Source organism: Rathayibacter sp. AY1B8, assembly GCF_002932775.1.
Classification (GTDB): Bacteria; Actinomycetota; Actinomycetes; order Actinomycetales; family Microbacteriaceae; genus Rathayibacter.
The window spans coordinates 20,228-38,212 of record NZ_PSWJ01000007.1 but is presented as its reverse complement, the minus strand read 5'-3'; the positions used below and the strand labels follow the sequence as shown (position 1 = coordinate 38,212).

Genomic DNA, 17,985 nt, shown 5'->3' with positions numbered 1-17,985 from the left:
GCGTCTTAGATGCCGAGGTCGTTCTCGAACGAGCCCTCCTCGAGGCGCTCCTTGATCGCGACCAGGAAGCGCGCCGCGTCGGCTCCGTCGACCGTGCGGTGGTCGTACGAGAGCGCGAGGAAGACGGTCGAGCGGATCGCGATGGCGTCAGCACCGTCCACCTGCACGACGGCCGGCTTCTTGGTGACGATGCCGGTGCCGAGGATCGCGGTCTGCGGCAGGAACACGACGGGAGTGTCGAACAAGGCCCCGCGTGAACCGGTGTTGGTCAGCGTGAAGGTGCCGCCGGCGAGCTCATCGGGCTTCAGCTTGTTGTTGCGGGTGCGCTCGGCCAGGTCTCCGATGGTGGAGGCGATCTGCGCGAGGTTCAGCTCGGACGCGTTCTTGAGGACCGGGGTCAGCAGGCCGCGCTCGGTGTCGACGGCGATGCTGATGTTCTCGTGGTCCGGGTAGACGATCGACTCGCCGTCGAGGGTCGAGTTGATCACCGGGTAGGCCTTGAGCGCCTCGGCCGCCGCGAGGGCGAAGAACGGGAGGAAGGACAGCTTGGCGCCGGTCTTCTCCTGGAAGCTCTTCTTGACCGAGTCGCGGAAGCGGGCGACCGCCGTGACGTCGACCTCGATGACCGAGGTGAGCTGGGCGCTCGTCTGCATCGACTCGACGGCGCGCTGCGCGAGGACCTTGCGCAGGCGCGACATCGGCTGCGTGGTGCCGCGAAGGGGCGAGGTCTCGAGCGGGGTGCGCGCGGCCTTGGCGGCTGCGGCGGCGGGCGCCGAGACCGGGGCGGCCGGAGCCGACTTGGCGGCCTCGACCGCGTCGAGGACGTCCTGCTTGCGAATGCGGCCGCCGACTCCGGTTCCCGTCAGGGTGGAGAGGTCGATGCCGTTCTCGCCGGCGAGCTTGCGCACGAGCGGGGTGACGTAGCCGGGGTTGGAGTCGGTGGGCTCGGGGGAGGCGGCGGGCGCGGCGGCAGCGGGGGCCGGCGCGGCGGCGGCCGGCGCGGGAGCCGACGGAGCGGGGGCCGCGGCCTCGGGGGCGGCGGGCTTCTCGGCGGCCGGGGCGGGCTCGGGCTCGGCCGGGGCGGGAGCCTCGGCGTCGCTCTCGGCGTCCACCGACGGGGTCGCCTCGTCAGTGGCCTCGGTCTCGGCGGCCTGGACCTCGGGAGCCTCCTCGGCGGGAGCCTCGGGCTCGGACGCCGACGCGGCTCCGGAGCCGTCTCCGATGCGCACCAGCTCGGCGCCGACCTCGACGGTCTCGTCCTCCTGGACGAGGATCTCCTCGATCACTCCCGCGACGGGCGACGGGATCTCGGTGTCGACCTTGTCGGTCGAGACCTCGAGCAGGGGCTCGTCCACCTCGACGCGGTCCCCGACGTTCTTCAGCCAGCGGGTGACCGTTCCTTCCGTGACACTCTCTCCGAGTGCCGGGAGGCTGACGGATTCGCTCATGAGCCTGTCTCCTTAAGACGCTTGTGTTTCGATGTCCAGCTTACTGATGCGGAAGCGGCGGGTCGCCGCACCGCAGTGGTTCTACAGGGCGTGCAGCGGCTTCCCGGCCAGAGCGAGGTGCGCCTCGCCGAGCGCCTCGTTCTGAGTGGGGTGCGCGTGCACGAGGGGCGCGACGTCCTCGGGGTGCGCCTCCCAGTTCACGATGAGCTGAGCCTCGCCGATCAGCTCGCCGACGCGGGCTCCGACCATGTGCACGCCGACGACGGGGCCGTCGACCAGGCGCACGACCTTCACGGAGCCGGTGGTCCCGATGATCGTGCTCCGGGCGTTGCCGCCGAGGCCGTAGTCGTACACGGCGACGCGCTCGGCGCCGTACTCGGCGATCGCGCGGGCCTCGCCGAGGCCGACGGAGGCCACTTCGGGGTCGCTGTAGGTCACCTTCGGGACGTTGACGTCCCTGACGACCTGCGGCCCCAGACCGGCGATCTCCTCCGCGACGAAGATCCCCTGCTGGAAGCTCCGGTGCGCGAGCTGGAGCCCCGGCACGATGTCGCCCACGGCGTACACGCCGGGGACGGAGGTCTGCAGGCGCTCGTCGGTCAGCACGTAGCCGCGGTCGAGGCGGACCCCGGCCTCCTCGAGGCCGATGCCCGCGGTCACCGGGCCGCGGCCGACGGCGACCAGCAGGATCTCGCCCTCCACCGTTGCGCCGCTCTCGAGCGACACGGAGACGCCGTCCCCGCTCTGGGAGACCGACGCGACACGGGATCCCAGCTGGAAGGCGATGCCCCGCTTGCGGAAGGCGCGCTCCAGCTGCTTGCTGACGCTCTCGTCCTCGTTGGGGACGAGGTGGGGGAGGGCCTCGACGATCGTGACCTCGGCGCCGAACGAGCGCCAGACGCTCGCGAACTCGACGCCGATCACTCCGCCGCCGAGGACGACGACGCTCGCGGGAACGTGGTCGAGCTCGAGAGCCTGGTCGCTCGTCAGGATGCGGCCGCCGATCTCGATCCCGGGGAGGGTGCGGGAGGCGGACCCGGTGGCGACGACCACTGACGCGCCGTGGAGCACGTGCTCACCGACCGTCACGGTGCCCGGCGCGGTAAGGCGGCCGTCGCCCGTGACGACCGTGATGCCGCGCGAGGACACGAGGCTCTGGAGCCCCTTGTACTTGCCGGCGACGACGCCTTCGCGGTAGCGCGTGACGCCCGCCATGTCGATCCCGGTGAAGCTCGAGAGCACGCCGTACTTCTCTCCCTCGCGGGCGCCGTCCGCCAGCTCGGCGGCGTGCAGCAGGGCCTTGGTGGGCACGCACCCGCGGTGCAGGCAGGTGCCGCCGAGCTTGTCGCGCTCCACGAGCGCGACGCTCATCCCGAGCTGCGTCGCCCGGAGGGCCGCCGCGTACCCGCCGCTGCCACCTCCGAGCACGACCAGGTCGTAGCGCTCTTCCGACACCCAGTGACTCCCTCGCGACGTGCGGTCCCGCTTCCCGGCCGACCGGCTCCGGCGCTGAGCGCCGAGCGGATCGGGAGGGGGGACGAGGCGGGATCTCCCGCCCCGTCGACCCTACTACGCGCTCGCGAAGCCCTCGGCCAGAGCGATCAGCGCGCGCACCGAGACTCCCGTGGCGCCGGCTCCGGTGAAGCCGTAGCCACCGCCTCCGTTGCTCGAGGGGCCGGCGATGTCGAGGTGCGCCCACGGGATCGTGGTCGTGTCCTCGCCCTCGCCGCGCTTCCCGACGAACTCGCGGAGGAAGTGGCCGGCGAGGAGCATGCCGCCGGCGGTGTTGCCCGGCTTGACGTTCGCGATGTCGGCGATGTCCGAGTTGAGCAGCGGTCGCAGCTCCGCGGGGAGGGGCATCTGCCAGAAGGGCTCTCCCGCCGTGCGGGCGGCCTCGAGGACGCGGGAGACCAGCTCGTCGTCGCCCAGAGCGCCGACGGTCCGGTTGCCGAGGGCGACCACGGAGGCGCCGGTCAGCGTCGCGACGTCGATGATCGCATCGGGCTGCTCCTCGCTGGCGGCGACGAGGCCGTCGGCGAGCACCAGCCGGCCCTCGGCGTCGGTGTTCAGCACCTCCACCGTGGTCCCGCCGCGCACGGTGAGCACGTCGTCCGGGCGGATCGCGGTCCCGGAGGGGAGGTTCTCGGCGATGCAGAGCCAGGCGGTCGCGCGGAGCGGGAGGCCGAGCTCCGCGATGGCGCGCACGACGGCGTACACGGTCGCCGCGCCCGCCATGTCGGTCTTCATCCCGATCATCGAGGCCGGCGGCTTGAGCGAGAGTCCGCCGCTGTCGAAGGTGATGCCCTTGCCGACCAGGGCGAGGTGGGTGCTCGCGCCCTCGGGCGCGTAGGCGACCTTCACGAGGCGGGGCGGGCGGGCGGAGCCGCTGCCGACTCCGAGGATGCCGCCGAACCCCTCCTCCGCGAGGGCCTCCTCGTCCCAGACGGTGACCTTGAGGGGCAGACCCTCTGCGCCGGTCTGCACGGCCTCGGCCAGCGTCTGCGGGTAGAGGTGCGACGGGGGAGTGTTGACGAGGTCCTTCACCGTGCCGACCGCGCGGCCGAGCACGAGCGCCCGGTCCAGGACGGCGGGGTCGACCGACTCGCCGCCGCCCAGCAGGACGACGTGCTCGACGGGCGCCTTCGCCGCGGCGGCGGTGCTGCCGCGGAAGGCGGTGAAGGAGTAGGAGCCGAGCGCGGCGCCCTCGGCGACCGCGGCGAGCGTGCCGTCGGAGCCGGCGGGGAGGGAGAGGGCCACGGAGGCGGACCCCGCGAGCAGGCGGACGGCGGCGCCCGCGGCGTTCCGCAGCGCGGTGTCGTCGGGCTCCGCCGAGCCGAGGCCGACGAGGACGATCACTCCGGCACGGACCGAGGACGGCACGCGCACGAGCGTCTCGGCGGCGCCGGTCGCGCCGAGCGCGCTCAGCGCGGGGGCCAGCTCCTCGAAGCCCTCCGCACCGACGAGCCGGGGACCGTCGGGTCCCGGGGCGACGCCGAGGACGAGGGCGTCGGTGTCGATGTCGGAGGCGGGAACGGTCGAGTACACGAGAGAGGAGAGGGGCATGGCGGCAATGCTAGGCGCTGTTCGCTGAGGGCTCAGCGGACCCGGACGGGGTGCCGGGACCCCCGTTTAGACTGGACGCATGCTGGATCCGGAAGACCTGTTCGAGATCGAGGGCGACCTCTCCGAGATCCCGCGCGGGCTGCACCTCGTCGCGGGCCTGACGGGCTCCGCCGACGCCGGGGGAGCGGTGGGGCAGCTGGGGGAGTACCTCTTCGAGACCCTCGAGCACCGCGAGGTCGCGGTCTTCGACCAGGATCAGCTGCTCGACTACCGGGCCCGCCGCCCCATCATCACCTTCGACCAGGACCACCTGACGGACTACCGTCCTGCGATGCTCCGGCTCTCGCTCGCGCACGACGAGCTGCACCAGCCGTTCCTCCTGCTCACCGGCTTCGAGCCCGACTTCCAGTGGGAGCGGTTCACCCGCGCGGTGGTCTCCCTCCTCGAGCGGCTCGACGTCGCCTCGACCACGTGGGTCCAGGCGATCCCGATGCCCGTGCCGCACACCCGGCCCGTCGGCGTCACCGTGAGCGGGAACCGCGAGGACCTGATCGAGGCGATGTCGGTCTGGAAGCCGCACACGCAGGTGCCCTCGAACGTCCTCCACCTGCTCGAGCTGCGCCTCTACGAGCGCGGTCTGACCGTGGTCGGCTTCGCGCTGCTCATCCCGCACTACCTGTCGGACACCGAGTACCCGCAGGCGGCGGTCGCGGCGCTCGAGAGCATCTCGGCGTCGACCGGCCTCATCTTCCCGACGGACCGCCTGCGTGAGAGCGGGCGGGAGTTCCTCGGCAAGGTCGACGAGCAGGTCGGCGGCAACGACGAGCTGCAGAAGCTGGTCTCGGCCCTCGAGGCGCGGCACGACACCTACATGGAGGGGACGAGCCTCCGCTCGCCGCTCACCGACGAGGATGGCTTCGTGCCCAGCGCCGACGCGATCGCCGCCGAGCTCGAGAAGTTCCTCGCGATCCGCCGCCCGGGCGAGGAGCCCACCGCCTCCTGAGCGGCCGTAGGATCGGACGAGTGCGTGATCGTCGAGCCTGGTTCGTCTTCGGTGCCGGAGCGTTCGCCTACCTCGTCGCGGTCCTGGACCGCACGACGCTGGGCGTCGCAGGAGTGGACGCCGCGGAGCGGTTCGGGGTGGCCGCCGCCGTCCTCTCGTCGCTCGCCGTCGTCCAGCTGATCGTCTATGCCGGGATGCAGATCCCGGTCGGGATCCTCATCGACCGGTTCGGCCCGCGGACCCTGATCCTCTCGGGCACGGCACTGATGATGGCGGGCCAGGTCGTGGTCGCGATCGCGCCGGGCATCGGCGTCGCGATCGTCGGGCGGGTTCTGCTCGGAGCGGGGGACGCCGCGATCTTCACCTCCGTGATCCGCCTCACGGTCACCTGGTTCAGCGGACCGATCGTGCCGCAGCTCTCGCAGTGGATCGGCAACATCGGCCAGGTGGGCCAGATCCTCTCCGCACTCCCGTTCGCGGCGATCCTCCACACGTTCGGCTGGGAGCCCGCGTTCCTCAGCGCCGCCGGCCTCGGGGCCGTGTCCTTCCTCGGCGTGCTCCTCCTGGTCGCCGACGTCCCGCCGCGCACCGAGCCGATCACCCTGGTGCCGCCGACGCTCCGGGCGACGATCGCGCAGCTCGGAGTGAGCCTGCGCCGGCCGGGGACGCAGCTCGGCTTCTGGTCGCACTTCGTCACGCAGTCCTCCGGCACGGTCTTCACGCTCCTCTGGGGCTACCCCTTCCTCGTGTACGCGATCGGCCTGCCTCCGACCGTCGCCGCGCCGACCCTCACGATCGTCGTGATCGCGGGGATCGTCGTCGGGCCGGTGCTCGGCGTCCTGACCGCCCGCCACCCCATGCGCCGCAGCAACCTCGTGCTCGGGATCGTCTCGGCGATGGCGGTCGCCTGGACCATCGTGCTGCTCTGGCCCGGCGTCCCGCCGTACTGGCTCGTGGTGCTGCTCCTGATCGTCGTCGGAGCGGGCGGCCCCGGCTCCATGATCGGGTTCGACTTCGCCCGCACGTTCAACCCCTCGCGGAGCCTCGGCGCGGCGAACGGAGTCGTCAACGTGGGCGGGTTCCTGGCCAGCTTCACGATGATGTTCGCGATCGGCCTGATCCTCGACGCACTGGCCGGTCCCGGTGCCTCCTCCGAGCAGACCTACTCGCTCGAGCACTTCCGCCTGGCGTGGTGCGTGCAGTACGTGGTGGTCGGCGCCGGAGTCGTCGGACTCCTCGTCGCGCGCCGCCGGACCCGCCGCCGCCTGGCCGAGGACGAGGGAATAACCGTGGCCCCTCTCTGGGTTGCACTGAGTGACCGTATGCGCCGCGGCCGCGCGGGGCGCTGACGGTCGTCCCCGTCGATCCGCCCTTCTGCAGACGCGATGTCCCAGCGGAACGGCCCGGATCCCGCCGGATCGAGCCCCACTCGCACCGCACCGCACGGCTGCACTACTCAGACGTGCAATAATTGTCAATAGGACCCGTTCGGGTTGAGGAGCACCAGGCCCACGTCGGGCGTGCGACGTCCTCGACTTGACATGGGTCCTCGTAATGCCCACCGACGGACGACGCCCTCCCGCGCCGCCCGCCCCCGGGACGCAACGGATGGAGAGGTGCCGCCATGGCCACCAGAGCTACCAAGACCGCAACGCTCGACGCCGTCGACGACGACGTGACGACGACCACCAAGAAGCCCGCGACGCGCAAGCCCGCGGCGAAGACCACGGCGGCCAAGACCACCGCGGCCAAGACGACCCGCTCGCGCGCCACGACCAAGGCCGCCGCTCCTGCCGACACCGAGGAGGAGCCGACCGACGCCGTCGAGCCCGACGAGGCAGCGGAGGAGGAGACCGAGGGCGTCGCCGAGGACACCGAGACCGACGCGAAGGACGACGCGGAGACGCCGGAGGCCCCGGCCGCCGCTGCCGTCGCCGCTCCGGCCGAGCCGCTCCCGAGCGGTGCGCTCGTCCTGTCGTTCGGCGGAGAGGACGACGAGGTCCCGGTCTACTCGACCGCGATCACCGGTGCCACCGCCGACCCGGTCAAGGACTACCTGAAGCAGATCGGCAAGGTCGCGCTCCTGAACGCGGCCGAGGAGGTCGAGCTCGCGATGCGCATCGAGGCCGGCCTGTTCGCCGAGGACAAGCTCGCCAACTCGACCGACCTCAGCCCGGAGCTCGTCCGCGAGCTGCGCTGGGTCGCGAAGGACGGCCAGCGCGCGAAGAGCCACCTGCTCGGAGCGAACCTCCGGCTCGTCGTCAGCCTCGCGAAGCGCTACACCGGTCGCGGGATGCAGTTCCTCGACCTCATCCAGGAGGGCAACCTGGGCCTCATCCGTGCGGTCGAGAAGTTCGACTACACCAAGGGCTTCAAGTTCTCGACCTACGCCACGTGGTGGATCCGCCAGGCGATCACCCGCGCGATGGCCGACCAGGCCCGCACCATCCGCATCCCGGTGCACATGGTCGAGGTCATCAACAAGCTGGCCCGCGTGCAGCGCCAGATGCTCCAGGACCTGGGCCGCGAGCCCACGCCCGAGGAGCTCTCGCGCGAGCTCGACATGACCCCCGAGAAGGTCATCGAGGTGCAGAAGTACGGGCGCGAGCCGATCTCGCTGCACACGCCCCTGGGCGAGGACGGCGACAGCGAGTTCGGCGACCTCATCGAGGACACCGAGGCGGTCGTCCCGGCCGACGCCGTGGGCTTCACCATGCTGCAGAAGCAGCTGGAGTCGCTGCTCGACTCGCTCTCGGAGCGCGAGGCCGGCGTGATCCGCATGCGCTTCGGCCTCGGCGACGGCATGCCGAAGACGCTCGACCAGATCGGCGACACCTTCGGCGTGACGCGCGAGCGCATCCGCCAGATCGAGTCCAAGACGATGGCCAAGCTCCGCCACCCGTCCCGCTCGCAGTCGCTCCGCGACTACCTCGAGTAGGCCGGTGATCCGCTACGCGCCGGCGGTCCTCCTCGGGAGGGCCGCCCGGTTCGCCGCGCGGGTCCGGAAGCCCGGCGGGGGATCCGCCGTGCCCGGACTCGTGGTGAACCGCGTCGCGCCCGGATTCCTGCCCGCGGTGCTCGACGGGTTCCGGGACGGCCTCGTGGTCGTCACGGGATCGGCGGGCAAGTCGACCACGACCAAGATGCTGGTCGCGGTACTCCGCGCGCACGGGCTCCGGGTCTTCACCAACCCCTCGACGGCCAACATCGCCCAGGGGCTGACCTCCGCGCTCCTGGAGCGGGCGGACCTCCGCGGACGGATCGACGCCGACATCGCCGTCCTCGAGATGGACGAGGGTCACGGCGCACGCCTCGCGCCCCGGATGCGCCCCCGCGTCGTCCTGCTGACGAACGTGGTGGTCGACCAGATCGACCGCTTCTTCGATCCGGCCATGGTCGCCCGGATGCTCGGCACCATCGCCTCCCGCGCGACCGGTCCCGTCGTGCTGAACGCCGACGACCGCCACGTCGCCGATGTCGCGACCTCCCTCCCCGACGAGCGGATCCGCTGGTACGGCGTCTCCTCCTCCGTCCGCGACTCCGCGTCGGGCGGTCTCGGCTACGCCGCGGAGGCGGAGGCCGGGACCGACCGTGCCACCACCGTCGTCGAGAGCACGACGGGAGCGGCCGCGCGCATCGTCAGCGACGGCGACCCGCTCGAGGTCCGGCTCCCCGCGCGGGGCGTCCACTACGCGGTCGACGCCGCGGCGGCCGTCTCCACGGCCCGCGCCGTGCTCGCCGCGCGCTTCGACCCGGCCCTCGCCGCCTCCGCGCTCTCGAGCATCGACCCCGTCTTCGGGCGGGGCGAGATCGTCACCGTGCGCGGCCACGAGGTCGAGTTCGTCCTGGTTCAGAACCCGGCGAGCTACCGCCTGAACATCGCGGAGATCCCCGAGGGGACCGAGCAGATCATGCTCGCGATCGGCTCCGACGTCCGAGACCCCTCCTACTTCTGGCCCGTGGACACCTCCGTGCTCGGGCACGTCCGTGTCGTCTCGGGGTCGAAGGCGCACGAGGCGGCGCTGCACCTGCGCTACGACGGCGTGCGCGTCGACTCCGTCGACGAGGACCTGGGTCGCGCGCTCGACGCGTTCCTCGCTCTGCCGACCCCCGCCTCCGGCCGGAAGACCATCGTCTTCTCGGCCGATTCGATGCGCCGCACCCGTGCGCACCTGCAGCTCGTCACCAACCGCGAGGAGACCGCGTGACCACCCTCCGCATCGCCGTGCTCGCTCCCGACGTCCTGGACAGCAACGGCGACGCGGCGAACGCCCGGGTCCTCGCGGCTCGGGCGCGCTGGTCGGGCGTCGAGGCGGAGGTGGTGCCGCTGGTGACCGCCTCCGACGCCGAGGTCCGTCCGGACGTCCTGGTCGCCGGGACGGGAGCGGACGAGGACCTCCCGGGCCTCCTGGCACTCCTCCACGAGATCGCGCCGACGCTGCGGGCCTGGGTCGACCAGGGCACTCAGGTGGTCGCGGTCGGAGCCGGCTGGGAGATGCTGGCCGGTTCGATCAGCACGGCCGCGGGCGGAGCCCGGGGGATCGGACTGTTCCCCGGAGACTCCGTCACGGGCGAGCGCGCGACCGACGACCTCCTCGTAGAGACGCCGGGCGGCGTCCTCGTCGGCTTCGAGAACCACGAGCGCCGGATGACCGGGATCGCGCCCGAGCACGCGCTCGGCCGAGTGCTGCACGGCACCGGCGACGGCGCCGGCCACGAGGGCTACGCGGTGGGAGGCCTTCTGGGCACGCACCTGCACGGCCCCGTCCTCGCGAAGAACCCCTCGCTCGCGGACGCGATCCTGCGGCGCGCCCTCGGCGACGCCTACTCCCCGTCGGACGAGCGTCTCCGCCTGGTCGATGAAACGGCACGAGCCGCTCGCGAAGTGATCGCGAAGCGGCTCGGTGTCGGTCTGTAGGGCGCTGACGCGCCGTCCGGGCTGATCGGGGACGCGCTAGGGGCGCTGCTCCTCGAAGAGTCGGGCGGACTCGTCGTGCCAGCTCTGGGCGATGCTGGAGAGCTTCTCCTGGTACTTCTTCCCGTGGTGCGCGCAGAACAGCAGTTCTCCGTTGTTCACGACCACTCGGATGTACGCCTGCGCACCGCAGCTGTCGCAGCGGTCGGCGGCGGAGAGCTGGTGGGCACCGGCGAGCTCGTCCACGCCGTTCTGGGTTGCTGTGGTCGACATGACTTGGCCTCCTGCACTCGGTCTTCGATCTCTGCTTAGTGGAACCCATCCAAGCACGCGATTGTTTCCGCACGGAGTCGATCGGTCGGCATTTCGCTCTGCGCGTAGGGACCCCGCGCCGAGCGGCCATCGTGCTGCCGCCGGGTGCCGCGCCACCGCGGCCGGAGCGGTTCCCGAAAGTAGACTGGGCGGATGGCCTCCACCGACTACAACGCCCGTCACCTCTCCGTCCTCGAGGGTCTCGAGGCGGTCCGGAAGCGGCCCGGCATGTACATCGGATCGACCGACTCGCGCGGCCTCATGCACTGCCTCTGGGAGGTCATCGACAACTCCGTCGACGAGGCGCTGGCCGGGCACGGGACCGAGATCAGCGTGCTCCTGCACGCCGACGGCAGCGTCGAGGTGCGCGACCGCGCGCGCGGGATCCCGGTCGACATCGAGCCGAAGACGGGGCTCTCCGGAGTCGAGGTCGTGTTCACGAAGCTGCACGCGGGCGGCAAGTTCGGCTCCGGGTCCTACGCGGCGTCCGGCGGTCTGCACGGCGTCGGCGCCTCCGTGGTCAACGCGCTCTCGGAGCGCCTGGACGTCGAGGTCGACCGCAACGGCCGCACCTACCGGATGTCGTTCCACCGGGGGGAGCCCGGGCGCTTCGCCGACGCGGGCGAGCCCACCCCCGACGCTCCGTTCACGCCGTTCGAGAACGGGTCGGAGCTGACGGTCGTCGGGAAGGTCGCCAAGGGCGTCACCGGTACGCGCGTGCGCTACTGGGCCGACCGCCAGATCTTCACGAAGGGCGCCTCGTTCCAGACGGACGACCTGGTGACGCGTGCCCGGCAGACCGCGTTCCTCGTCCCCGGCCTGACGATCGACATCGTCGACGACCGAGCGGACGAGCGCCGCGCCGAGATGTTCCGCTACGACGGCGGCATCTCGGAGTTCGTCGAGTTCCTCGCCCCCGACGCCCCCGTGACCGAGGTGCTGCGCCTCACCGGCTCCGGCACCTTCACCGAGACCGTGCCGGTGCTGACCCCCGGCGGCGCCATGGTGCCCACCGAGGTGGAGCGCACCTGCGAGGTCGACATCGCCCTGCGCTGGGGCACCGGCTACGAGACGGTGATGCGCAGCTTCGTGAACATCATCTCGACGCCCAAGGGCGGGACGCACCAGACCGGCTTCGAGCAGGGCCTGCTGAAGCTGCTCCGCTCCCAGGTGGAGGCGAACGCCCGCCGCCTCAAGGTCGGCTCGGACAAGCTCGAGAAGGACGACGTCCTCGCCGGGCTCAGCGCCGTGCTGACCGTGCGGCTCCCTGAGCCGCAGTTCGAAGGCCAGACGAAGGAGGTGCTGGGCACGCCCGCGGTTCGCGCGATCGTCGCCTCCACCATCGCCTCGACGCTGGGCGCGGTGTTCTCCTCGACGCGCCGCGAGGACAAGGCGCAGACCTCCCAGCTCCTCGAGAAGGTCGTCGCCGAGATGAAGTCGCGGATCTCGGCCCGCGCGCACAAGGAGACGCAGCGCCGCAAGAACGCGCTGGAGTCCTCCTCCCTTCCGGCGAAGCTGGTCGACTGCCGCAGCAGCGACGTCGAGAACAGCGAGCTCTTCATCGTCGAGGGCGACTCCGCCCTCGGCACCGCCAAGCTCGCCCGCAACAGCGAGTACCAGGCCCTGCTGCCGATCCGGGGGAAGATCCTCAACACGCAGAAGGCGAGCATCGCCGACATGCTCTCGAACGCCGAGTGCGCCTCGATGATCCAGGTGATCGGAGCCGGCTCCGGCCGCTCCTTCGACCTCTCGGCCGCCCGCTACGGGAAGATCATCCTGATGAGCGACGCCGACGTCGACGGCGCCCACATCCGCACCCTGCTGCTCACGCTCTTCTTCCGCTACATGCGGCCGCTCGTCGAGGCGGGGCGCGTCTTCGCCGCCGTGCCTCCGCTGCATCGGCTCGTGGTGATGAACGCGGGGAAGAAGCCGAACGAGACGATCTACACCTACTCCGAGAAGGAGCTGCAGAGCGTGCTCGCGACCCTCGGCAAGGCGGGCCGCCGTTACCAGGACCCGATCCAGCGCTACAAGGGGCTCGGCGAGATGGACGCGGACCAGCTGGCCACGACGACCATGGACCGCTCCCGCCGCACCCTCCGCCGGGTGCGGGTCGCCGACGCGGAGAACGCCGGCCGGGTGTTCGAGCTGCTGATGGGCAACGACGTGGCACCCCGCAAGGAGTTCATCGTCCGCGGGTCCGAGTCGCTGTCGCGGGACCGCATCGACGTCTGATCCGCGGGGCTCAGAACACCTCGGGCGCCGCTCCGATCGTCGCGATCGGCGCCGCGAGCGCCACGCCGGAGCCGTCGCGCTTCATCCCGGAGTCGGGCAGCGCGGCGACCGAGCCGTCGGCCTCGAGCGCGTGCGCGGGACCGGGGCCGACCCACGCCACTCCGAGGGCGGTCTCACCCTTGAGGAAGCGCTGCGCACGGACTCCGCCGGTGGCCCTGCCCTTGGCGGGGAACTCCGAGAACGGCGAGACCTTCGCACTACCGGTGTCGGTCCCCGAGAGGGCCCAGCTGTCGACGGCGACCGTCGCGACGACGGCCTCGTCCCGGTCCTCGGCGGCGACGACGGCGAAGTGCACGACGTCGTCGGTCTCGGCCAGCTTGACCCCGGCCATCCCCGCGGCGGTCCGGCCCTGAGGGCGGACGGCGGACGCGGGGAAGCGCAGCAGCTGGGCCTCGCCGGTGACGAAGACCAGCTCGTCCTCCTCACCCGACGCGGCCGCGCCCACGACGGCGTCCTTCGGCTTCAGGGCGATGAGCTCGATGTCCGGGCGGTTGGGCAGCTCGCCCGGCGCGACGCGCTTGACGACGCCCTGCTGGGTGCCGAGCGCGATCGGCCGCTCGTCGTCGAGGGCGACGAGCGCGAGCACCCGCTCGTCCTTCGCCAGGTGCGGGAGGTAGTCGCTCATGCGCACGCCCGCGCCCAGCTGCACCGAGGAGGAGGGGACGGCGGGCACGTCGACCGGCGAGAAGCGGAGGAGCCGACCGGCGCTGGTGACCGCGCCGATCTCCGTCCGGCTGGTCGTGTCGAGCACGCTGAGGACGGCGTCGTGCTTCGAGCGGCGCGTGGCGCGCTCGGGGTGGGGAGCGGCCTCGGGGTCGCGGTCGACCCGCACCATGCGGCCGGTGGTGCTCAGCAGCACCCGGCAGGGCACGTCCGCGATCTCGAGCACCGCGGCGGCCTTCCGCCCGGTGGTGGCGACGGAGGGACGCGCCTCGGTGAGCAGGGTGCGCCGCGGGGTCCCGAGGCGCTGGGCGACCTCGTCGAGCTCGTCCGAGACCAGCTCGTCGATCCGTGAGCGGCTGGCGAGGAGGGCCTCGAGCTCGGCGATCTCGGCGAGGAGGGTGTCGCGCTCGGTCTCGAGCTCGATGCGCGAGAACTTCGTGAGGCGGCGGAGCTGGAGCTCGAGGATGTAGTCGGCCTGCAGGGTGCTGAGGTCGAAGACCTCGATCAGCCGGGCCCGCGCCGCCGCGGTGTCGTCGCTCCCGCGGATCAGCTGGATGACCTCGTCGATGTCGAGGATCGCGATGAGCAGGCCCTCGACCAGGTGCAGCCGCTCCTGGCGCTTGCGCAGTCGGTAGCGGGTTCGCCGGGTGACGACCTGCACCCGGTGGCCGATGTAGACCTGCAGCAGCTCCTTCAGGCCGAGGGTGCGCGGGCCGCCGTCGACCAGCGCGACGTTGTTGATCGAGAACGCGTCCTCGAGGGGCGTGTAGCGGTAGAGCTGCTCGAGGACGGCCTCCGGGCTGAAGCCGGTCTTGATCCCGATGACGAGCCGGAGGCCGTTGTCCCGGTCCGTGAGGTCGGTGACGTCCGAGATGCCGCTGAGCTTCTTATTCTGGACGCCGTCCTTGATCTTGTCGATGACCTTCTCGGCGCCGACGAGGTAGGGCAGCTCGGTGACGACCAGGCCGGACTTGCGCGCGGTGATGCTCTCGACCGAGACGCGGGCGCGGGTCTTGAAGCCGCCCCGGCCGGTCGCATAGGCGTCGCGCACGCCGGCGAGGCCGACGATCGTGCCACCGCTCGGGAAGTCCGGTCCCGGGACGAACGACATCAGGTCGTCCAGGGACGCGTCGGGATGGGCGATCAGGTGCCGGGCCGCCCCGATCACCTCCACGAGGTTGTGGGGCGCCATGTTCGTCGCCATGCCGACGGCGATGCCGCTGGCCCCGTTGACCAGCAGGTTCGGGAACGCGGAGGGGAGGACCTCGGGCTGGTCGTGCGAGTTGTCGTAGTTCGGGACGAAGTCGACGACGTCCTCGCCGAGGTGCTCGGTCATGGCCGTGGCGGCCGGGGCGAGGCGGGCCTCGGTGTAGCGGGCCGCGGCCGGGCCGTCGTCGAGGGAGCCGAAGTTGCCGTGCCCGTCGACGAGGGCGACCCTCATCGTGAACGGCTGGGCGAGGCGGACGAGCGAGTCGTAGATCGAGGCGTCGCCGTGCGGGTGCAGCTTGCCCATCACCTCGCCGACCACGCGGGCCGACTTCACGTGGCCGTGATCGGGCCGCAGCCCCATCTCGCTCATCATGTAGAGGATCCGGCGCTGCACCGGCTTGAGGCCGTCGCGGGCGTCGGGCAGGGCCCGCGAGTAGATGACCGAGTACGCGTACTCGAGGAAGGACCCCTCCATCTCGGCCGAGACGTCGACGTCCTCGATGCGCTCGGTGAGCGAGGATCCGGAGGAGGGGGCTGCAGCGTTCATGACTCGATTCGGTGGCGGGCGCGGGGCGGCGGCGGGGGACTGCACCGCCCTGCGGCGCTCGACGGGACGGGCGGAGCGGAGACGGCGCCTCGCGGACGGGACCGACCCTCCCGTTCACGCGGACGCTCCGCCGCACCGGCCCGGCGGGGACGGCGGCGCTGTGCGAAACTGGGCGCGATGACCCACATGCTACCGCCAGCCCCCGACGGGCGGCGGAGCCTCGCCGACGTCCTGCCGGGCGCCCTCGACGCGCTCCTGGGCCGCCCCGGCCTCTTCGGCTCGCCCCGCGTCGAGCGGATCGTGGTCGTCCTCGTCGACGGCCTGGGTGCCGCGAACCTCCGCCAGCGCGGGGGCCACTCGCGCACGCTCGCTCCGGCCCTCAACCGCGGCACCACGCTCGTCTCGGGCTTCCCGACGACCACCGCGGCGGCCCTGGCGAGCCTGACGACGGGCCTGCGCCCGGGCGGGCACGGGATGGTCGGCTACCGCGTGCTCGACCGCGCCTCCGACCGCCTGGTCAACCAGCTCTCCGGCTGGGACGAGCGCATGGTGCCCGAGACGTGGCAGCCCCACCCCACGGTCTTCGAGCAGGCCTCGGCCGCCGGTGTCCGGGCCGGAGTGATCGGCCCCGCGCGGTACGCCCGCTCCGGTCTCACGCGGGCGATCCTGCGCGGCGCCGAGTACCACTCCGCCGGCGGCGTCGCCGAGCGCTTCACGGCGGCGCGCGCCCTGCTCGACGAGGGCGGCCGGCAGCTCGTGTACCTCTACGTCCCCGAGCTCGACCAGGCGGCGCATGCGCGCGGCTGGGAGTCGCCGGAGTGGACGGCAGCGCTCGAGCTCCTGGACGGGGAGGTCGGCGGAGCGGTCCGCGGGCTCTCCGCCCGGGAGAGCGTGCTGGTCACCGCCGACCACGGCATCGTGGACGTTCCGGCGTCCTCGCACGTGCTCGTCGAGCGGGGACCGCTGCTCGATGGCGTCCGGCACCTCGGAGGAGAGCCCCGCTGCCTGCAGCTGCACCTCGAGCCGGGTGTGGACCCCGACGAGGTGGCGCGGCGCTGGATCGAGGCGGAGGGCGCACGCGCCTGGATCGCGACGCGCGACGAGGTCGCCGTGAGCGGCTGGTTCGGCGAGGTCTCTCCGGCGGCGGCCGAGCGGATGGGCGACGTGTTCGTCGCGGCGCGGAGGACCATCGCCTACTACGCGGCGGACGACTCCTCCGGCCGCTCCATGATCGGGCAGCACGGGTCGCTCACGCCGGAGGAGACGCAGGTGCCGCTCCTCCGCTTCGGCGCGCTGGCCTGAGCCGGGCCGAGGGGACGGGGGGCACCGTCCACCCCGGCGGAGCCGCGCCGGCGGAGGGTCAGTCGTCGCTGCGCGCTCCGAAGACGATCTCGTCCCAGCTCGGCATCGACGCCCGCCCCCTGCGGAGGCTCCCGCGCACGCCCGACGGCTGCTCGGGGACCGGGGGAGCGGTGCGCGGCGGCTCCGGTGCCTTCTCGACGGGAGGAGCGGCCTCGGCCTCGGGCTCCGGCTCCTCGCGGACGCGGAGGCTCGAGGCGTGATCGCGCTCGCCCCGGCGGCGCCGCAGGGCGTCGAGCAGGTCGGCGGTGTCGTTGAGGTTGCGCTCGCGCTGCTCCGTCGTGCTCGTGACGGGGCGGGGGAGCGTCGAGATCGGGCGCGGGGTCTCGGAGAGGGCCGGCTGCGGCTCCGTGTCGGAGGGGCGGACGGCGGCCGGCCGGGCGTGCGGCATCGCGGCGGGGCGGCCGGCGGTGGGGTGGTCGGCCCGGGCGGAGCGGCTCGGCGCCTCCGCGGACTCCGTGTCGAAGCGCGTGGCGAGCTCGTCGACGGCGGCGGGGATGACGGCGCGCAGGCGCGGGATGAGGGTCGGCCGGATCTCACCCTGCTGCGAGAGCGTGATCGCCTCGGAGGTCAGCGGCGACAGCAGCGCCTTCCGCGGGTCGAAGCGCCAGCGGGCGTCGTGGTCGATCTCGTCCGAGCGGAAAAGGAGCTTGACGACCCAGCCCTCCTCCTCCTTCCAGCTCGACCACTGCTCGCCCTCGGCGCCGAGCGACGCGAGGCGGTCGCGGATGACATCGCCGAAGGGCGTGCCCTCCTCGAGGGGATCGGGGTCGGTGGTCGTGTAGACGCGCACGGCGAGAGCGGAAGCGACGATGTGCTCGCGCTCGGCCGTGACGGGTCCCTCGAAGCGCTGGACGTAGCCCAGGTCGGCGCCCGTGAGCTCGGCGACCTCCTCGGCGGAGAGCCCGGAGCGGATGTGGGCCTGGATCTCGCGGGGGGAGACGCGCTTCTCGCGCGGCGGGAGGGTGTGGACCCGCGGCCGCAGCTGGCTCTGCAGCGTCTCGTCGATGCGGACCGAGAAGCGCTCGCCGCCCTCGGACACGAGGACGAGCGATCCGCCCTCGACGCCGATCACCTTCAGTTCCATCATCGTGGGGACCCTCCTTCTGGACGCGGACCGGGCAAGGATGCCACGCGCCCGGGCGATCGGCCGGGAATACCCCGGGCGGGT

At 72.3% G+C, this 17,985-nt stretch carries 13 protein-coding genes; 7 read left to right on the top strand and 6 right to left on the bottom strand.

Features of this window, described 5'->3' with window-relative positions; all coding sequences use genetic code 11:
* Window positions 1-5: 5 nt before the first annotated feature.
* From sucB to C5C63_RS06500, 3 genes are all read right to left on the bottom strand, one after another.
* Window positions 6-1,448 carry a 2-oxoglutarate dehydrogenase, E2 component, dihydrolipoamide succinyltransferase gene (gene sucB / locus C5C63_RS06510; protein WP_104325722.1) on the bottom strand — a complete coding sequence of 481 codons (1,443 nt, stop codon included), beginning with the start codon at window positions 1,446-1,448 and terminating at the stop codon, window positions 6-8.
* 81 nt (window positions 1,449-1,529) lie between these two features.
* A complete protein-coding gene (lpdA, locus tag C5C63_RS06505; protein ID WP_104325721.1) occupies window positions 1,530-2,903 on the bottom strand; it encodes a dihydrolipoyl dehydrogenase in 1,374 nt (457 codons plus the stop codon).
* 114 nt (window positions 2,904-3,017) lie between these two features.
* A complete protein-coding gene (locus tag C5C63_RS06500) occupies window positions 3,018-4,511 on the bottom strand; it encodes a leucyl aminopeptidase (protein WP_104325720.1) in 1,494 nt (497 codons plus the stop codon).
* Window positions 4,512-4,590: 79 nt separating this feature from the next.
* On the opposite strand from C5C63_RS06500, the gene C5C63_RS06495 reads away from it, so the two are divergent.
* The 5 genes from C5C63_RS06495 to C5C63_RS06475 all read left to right on the top strand — a co-directional run bounded on the left by C5C63_RS06495 (window position 4,591) and on the right by C5C63_RS06475 (window position 10,432).
* Window positions 4,591-5,514 carry a proteasome assembly chaperone family protein gene (locus C5C63_RS06495; RefSeq protein ID WP_104238748.1) on the top strand — a complete coding sequence of 308 codons (924 nt, stop codon included), beginning with the start codon at window positions 4,591-4,593 and terminating at the stop codon, window positions 5,512-5,514.
* Between the two features lie 20 nt (window positions 5,515-5,534).
* Window positions 5,535-6,863 carry a nitrate/nitrite transporter gene (locus C5C63_RS06490; RefSeq protein ID WP_104325719.1) on the top strand — a complete coding sequence of 443 codons (1,329 nt, stop codon included), beginning with the start codon at window positions 5,535-5,537 and terminating at the stop codon, window positions 6,861-6,863.
* 275 nt (window positions 6,864-7,138) lie between these two features.
* Window positions 7,139-8,452, top strand: a complete 1,314-nt coding sequence (locus C5C63_RS06485) for an RNA polymerase sigma factor (RefSeq protein ID WP_104325718.1) — start codon at window positions 7,139-7,141, stop codon at window positions 8,450-8,452.
* A 4-nt stretch (window positions 8,453-8,456) separates the two neighbouring features.
* Window positions 8,457-9,722, top strand: coding sequence for a Mur ligase family protein (locus C5C63_RS06480; RefSeq protein WP_104325717.1), 1,266 nt, complete (start codon window positions 8,457-8,459; stop codon window positions 9,720-9,722).
* A complete protein-coding gene (locus C5C63_RS06475; protein ID WP_146086363.1) occupies window positions 9,719-10,432 on the top strand; it encodes a type 1 glutamine amidotransferase in 714 nt (237 codons plus the stop codon). Before C5C63_RS06480 ends, C5C63_RS06475 begins: the two co-directional genes overlap by 4 nt.
* Window positions 10,433-10,468: 36 nt before the next feature.
* On the opposite strand, the gene C5C63_RS06470 is transcribed toward C5C63_RS06475, so the two are convergent.
* A complete protein-coding gene (locus C5C63_RS06470) occupies window positions 10,469-10,702 on the bottom strand; it encodes a hypothetical protein (protein WP_068212876.1) in 234 nt (77 codons plus the stop codon).
* A gap of 192 nt (window positions 10,703-10,894) precedes the next feature.
* On the opposite strand from C5C63_RS06470, the gene C5C63_RS06465 reads away from it, so the two are divergent.
* A complete protein-coding gene (locus C5C63_RS06465) occupies window positions 10,895-12,976 on the top strand; it encodes a type IIA DNA topoisomerase subunit B (protein ID WP_104257520.1) in 2,082 nt (693 codons plus the stop codon).
* A gap of 10 nt (window positions 12,977-12,986) precedes the next feature.
* Here the strand turns inward: C5C63_RS06465 and C5C63_RS06460 are convergent, their stop codons facing one another.
* A complete protein-coding gene (locus C5C63_RS06460; protein WP_104268676.1) occupies window positions 12,987-15,455 on the bottom strand; it encodes a DNA topoisomerase (ATP-hydrolyzing) subunit A in 2,469 nt (822 codons plus the stop codon).
* A 177-nt stretch (window positions 15,456-15,632) separates the two neighbouring features.
* Between C5C63_RS06460 and C5C63_RS06455 the strand changes: the two genes are divergently transcribed.
* Window positions 15,633-16,757, top strand: coding sequence for an alkaline phosphatase family protein (locus C5C63_RS06455; protein ID WP_258065400.1), 1,125 nt, complete (start codon window positions 15,633-15,635; stop codon window positions 16,755-16,757).
* Between the two features lie 58 nt (window positions 16,758-16,815).
* Here the strand turns inward: C5C63_RS06455 and sepH are convergent, their stop codons facing one another.
* Window positions 16,816-17,904, bottom strand: a complete 1,089-nt coding sequence (gene sepH, locus C5C63_RS06450) for a septation protein SepH (protein WP_104232567.1) — start codon at window positions 17,902-17,904, stop codon at window positions 16,816-16,818.
* Window positions 17,905-17,985: the final 81 nt, after the last annotated feature.